This window comes from Nocardioides sp. CPCC 206348 (assembly GCF_048654705.1).
In the GTDB taxonomy this organism is placed as follows: domain Bacteria; phylum Actinomycetota; class Actinomycetes; order Propionibacteriales; family Nocardioidaceae; genus Nocardioides.
Map to the genome: position 1 here is coordinate 11,300 of NZ_JBMCZA010000190.1, position 3,702 is coordinate 15,001.

Here is a 3,702-nt window from a genome sequence, read left to right on the forward strand (position 1 = left end):
GCCCGAGAAGAGCAGGCTCAGCGAGCTCACCGAGGCCCGGGTCCCGATGTTGATCGTGCAGGGGGAGCGCGACCCGATGGGACGACCCGAGGAGTTCCCCGACCCGCTGCCCGCCAATGCCGACCTGGCCGTCGTCCCGGGCGCCGACCACGGGCTCAAGGTGCCGAAGAGCGGCCCGGTCTCCGAGGAGGACGCCATGGCGATCGTGGTCGAGTCCACCCTCGAATGGATCGTCCGCGAGATCGTGGGGAATGCCACCCCGGTCTGAGGCGTTCCGCTCACATGATCGCGACTCTGGAACGCCCGGCCGAGGGCACGGCCGTCGGGCAACCTCTAGGCTGGGGTGCGATGACTGAGACTTCTGATCTGCCTGCCGGCCTCGAGGACGAGGTCGTCGACGTCGCGACCGAGACCCCCGAGGACCGCGCCGCCCGCTTCGAGCGTGACGCGCTGCCGTTCCTCGACCAGTTGTACGGCGCCGCGATGCGGATGACCCGCAATCCCTCCGACGCCGAGGACCTGGTCCAGGAGACGTTCGCGAAGGCGTTCTCCGCGTTCCACCAGTTCCGGCCGGGCACGAACCTCAAGGCGTGGCTCTACCGGATCCTGACCAACACGTTCATCAACACCTACCGGAAGAAGCAGCGCCAGCCGCAGCAGGCGTTCGCCGGCGACACCGGTGACGTCGAGGACTGGCAGCTCGCCCGCGCCGAGTCGCACACGTCCACCGGCCTCAAGTCGGCTGAGATGGAGGCGCTGGAGCACCTCCCCGACAGCCAGGTGAAGGACGCACTGCAGCGCCTGCCGGAGGAGTTCCGGCTCGCGGTCTACCTCGCCGACGTCGAGGGATTCGCCTACAAGGAGATCGCCGAGATCATGGAAACGCCGATCGGGACGGTGATGTCCCGCCTCCACCGCGGCCGTCGCCAGCTCCGCGACATGCTCTCCGACTACGTCCGCACCGGCGGCGACGCTCCGGTCGAGGGAGGTCAGCGATGAACGACGCACACAGCCACGAGCACGCCCACGGGGACGACCCGACCAACGCCGAGTGTGCCGACTTCCTGGAGCGGATCGTCCGGCTGATCGACAACGAGCTCGAGCCCGGTGACTGCACGATCGTGCGCGCGCACATCGACTCCTGCAGCCCCTGTCTGGAGCGCTACGACCTGCAGCGCACGGTCAAGACGCTGGTTGCGCGGTCCTGTGGCGAGACGGCTCCCGAGGAGCTGCGTGCCCGGGTCCGGATCCAGATCCAGGAGATCCAGGTCAAGCTGCAGTGAGGCCCCTCCCGGGGTGACCTGTTCTGCGGCATGATCCGGACATGAAGACCGTCCTCATCACCGGCTGCTCCTCCGGTATCGGTGCTGCGACCGCAGCGCGCCTCGCTGCCCACGGCTGGGACGTGTGGGCCACGGCCCGCCGACCTGAGGTGCTGGGCGAGCTCGAGGCGGCCGGTTGCCACACGCTGGCCCTCGACGTGACCGACGAGGCGTCCATGGTGACCGCCGTCGACACGGTCCTGGACGGTGCCGGCAGGATCGATGCCCTGGTCAACAACGCCGGTTACTCCCAGTCCGGCGCCCTCGAGTCGCTCGACGTCGACGACGTACGACGCCAGTTCGAGACCAACGTCTTCGGCCTGATCCGGCTCACCCAGCTGGTCCTGCCCGCCATGCGCGAACAGGGTTCGGGCCGGGTCGTGAACATCGGCTCGATGGGCGGCAAGCTCACCTTCCCCGGCGGGGGCGCCTACCACGCGAGCAAGTACGCCGTCGAAGCCCTCTCCGACGCGCTGCGCTTCGAGGTCGGCGGCTTCGGCATCAAGGTCGTCCTCATCGAACCCGGCCTGATCACCACCAACTTCGAGGCGGCGGTCGCCGCGGGGATGCCGACCGGCGAGGGCCCGTACGCGAGGTTCAACGAGCTGGTCCAGTCCTCCACCAGCGACGTCTACAACGGTCCGATGGCCAGGTTCGGTGGCCCGCCCGAGGCGGTGGCGAAGGTGATCGAGAAGGCGCTGACCCGGGCCCACCCGAAGCCGCGCTACACCGTGACCATCTCCGCTCCCGCCGCGATGGCCGCCCGCAAGGTGCTGGGGGACCGTGGCTGGGACCTGGCGATGCGCGCGCAGTTCCCGCGCCCGGAGTAGAAACACCAGACCCCCGCGACCACGTCGTGGTCCGGGGGTCCTGGATTGCCTGCTGACGCTTCAGCAGTTGGGGCGCTTGCCGTGGTTCGCGCCCTTCTTGCGGCGGGAGCGGCGCTTGCGTCCGGTCTTGCCCATGGTTCCTCCTGGAGTCGAGATCGACCCAGTGTCTCAGGTCCCTGCTCCAGGACCGCAATCCGGGTCGGGAACTTGTTCTCATTCGCCTGTGGCACCGGCTCCGGCAGTGTTACGGTCCGGCTGCTCCCTCCCACCTTCTCGGGTCCGAGTTCGCGAGGCTCCCATGGTTCCCCAGCACCGTTCACTGCCCCAGCGCGGCCGCAGCCGCTTCGCCGTCGCCGGCCTCGCCCTGGTGGCGTCGCTCGCCGGTGTCGTCGCCAGCGCACCCCCGGCGTCCGCCGCAGGTCCCTGGTACGTGGCGCCGACGGGCGTCAACACCGCGAACTGCACCTCGGCCGCCACGCCCTGCGCGAGCATCACCGGCGTCCTGCTGAAGGCGGCGTTCGTCGCGAACGACACCATCAACGTGGCGCCGGGGAACTACGCGGACCGACCGACGGTCACGAAGCCCGCGAAGATCGTCGGCACCGGACCGGGCGTGGTCATCAACGGCACCGGAAGCGTCACCGTCGGGTGGGCGATGAAGGTCCAGCTGCCCGCAGGGGGAGTGCTGGAGCTCACCAACCTCACGCTGAACGGCGGCAATCACCAGGCCGCCGTCGGTGGTGCCCTTCCGATCGTGTCGGGAACCGTCCGGGCCACGGACGTCTCGATCACCAACAGCAAGTCGATCTCGGGCGGGGCCGTCGGCCTGTCCGCCGGCACGACCCTGGAGATGACCCGGGGCAACATCACCGGGAACACGGCAACGGCAGCCGCGGCCAACCAGGGTTGGGGTGGCGCCGTGTACGTCGCGCCCGGCGGGACGCTCAAGCTGGACGGCACGACTGTCGAGAACAACAAGGCCGTGGGCGGCGCCTTCGGGCTCAGCGGCCTGGCCGGCGCGATCGTCAGCCTGGGCTCGGTGACCGCGACCAACACCACCTTCCGCAACAACGAGGCCAGCGGCACCGGCTCGTTGAGCGGATGGGGCGGCGTGATCTACAACAACGGCACCGCGCTCCAGCTCGACAACTCGGACTTCATCGCCAACAAGGCGGTGATCGGCGGCGCGCTCGTGAACGCCAAGCCCATCACGGCGTCGAACCTGGACTTCACCAACAACGTCGCCGCCGCTGCGGGTGCCATCTACACGACGTTCCCGGTCACGCTCAACGGTGGTTCGCTGACCGGCAACCAGGCCACGGCCAACTTCGGCGGCGGCATCTTCACCTCGGGCACGCCGACCGTGCCGTCCACGCTCGTCCTCGACAGCGTCGACCTGGAGGGCAACACCGCGCCGTCCGGCGGCGGTGCCGTCTACGCGACCGCCAACGTCACCACCACCGTCCGCAACGGCAGCGTCGTCGCCGACAACACCTCGCAGCTGGGCGGTGGCCTCTACAACGCCGGGACCCTGACGGTGCGCGACTCGG

Annotated in this window: 6 protein-coding genes; 5 read left to right on the forward strand and 1 reads right to left on the reverse strand. The window is 69.4% G+C overall.

Annotation, left to right across the window (positions count from 1 at the left end):
- The 4 genes from ACOADB_RS15880 to ACOADB_RS15895 form a co-directional block, all read left to right on the forward strand.
- Positions 1 to 268: alpha/beta family hydrolase (locus tag ACOADB_RS15880; RefSeq protein ID WP_378600485.1), on the forward strand; the 268-nt coding region annotated here is incomplete at its 5' end.
- An 80-nt stretch (positions 269 to 348) separates the two neighbouring features.
- Positions 349 to 999 carry a sigma-70 family RNA polymerase sigma factor gene (locus ACOADB_RS15885; RefSeq protein WP_378600488.1) on the forward strand — a complete coding sequence of 217 codons (651 nt, stop codon included), beginning with the start codon at positions 349 to 351 and terminating at the stop codon, positions 997 to 999.
- The gene (gene rsrA / locus ACOADB_RS15890; protein ID WP_378600490.1) at positions 996 to 1,283 is read left to right on the forward strand and encodes a mycothiol system anti-sigma-R factor; all 288 of its coding nucleotides are present in this window, start codon (positions 996 to 998) and stop codon (positions 1,281 to 1,283) included. The genes ACOADB_RS15885 and rsrA overlap by 4 nt, the downstream gene beginning before the upstream one ends.
- A gap of 41 nt (positions 1,284 to 1,324) precedes the next feature.
- Positions 1,325 to 2,152: an SDR family NAD(P)-dependent oxidoreductase gene (locus tag ACOADB_RS15895; RefSeq protein WP_378600493.1), complete on the forward strand. Its 828-nt coding sequence runs from the start codon at positions 1,325 to 1,327 to the stop codon at positions 2,150 to 2,152.
- A 60-nt stretch (positions 2,153 to 2,212) separates the two neighbouring features.
- Here the strand turns inward: ACOADB_RS15895 and ACOADB_RS15900 are convergent, their stop codons facing one another.
- Positions 2,213 to 2,287 (reverse strand): 50S ribosomal protein bL37, encoded by a 75-nt coding sequence (locus ACOADB_RS15900; RefSeq protein WP_378600669.1) that lies wholly within the window; start codon positions 2,285 to 2,287, stop codon positions 2,213 to 2,215.
- A 163-nt stretch (positions 2,288 to 2,450) separates the two neighbouring features.
- Between ACOADB_RS15900 and ACOADB_RS15905 the strand changes: the two genes are divergently transcribed.
- The coding region (locus ACOADB_RS15905) for a hypothetical protein (RefSeq protein ID WP_378600495.1) at positions 2,451 to 3,702 on the forward strand (1,252 nt) is incomplete at its 3' end.

Bases quoted from the DNA above. Each gene is read 5' to 3' on its own strand.
- ACOADB_RS15885 (WP_378600488.1), top strand. From the start codon at position 349: ATGACTGAGACTTCTGATCTGCCTGCCGGCCTCGAGGACGAGGTCGTC.
- rsrA (WP_378600490.1), top strand. From the start codon at position 996: ATGAACGACGCACACAGCCACGAGCACGCCCACGGGGACGACCCGACC.
- ACOADB_RS15895 (WP_378600493.1), top strand. From the start codon at position 1,325: ATGAAGACCGTCCTCATCACCGGCTGCTCCTCCGGTATCGGTGCTGCG.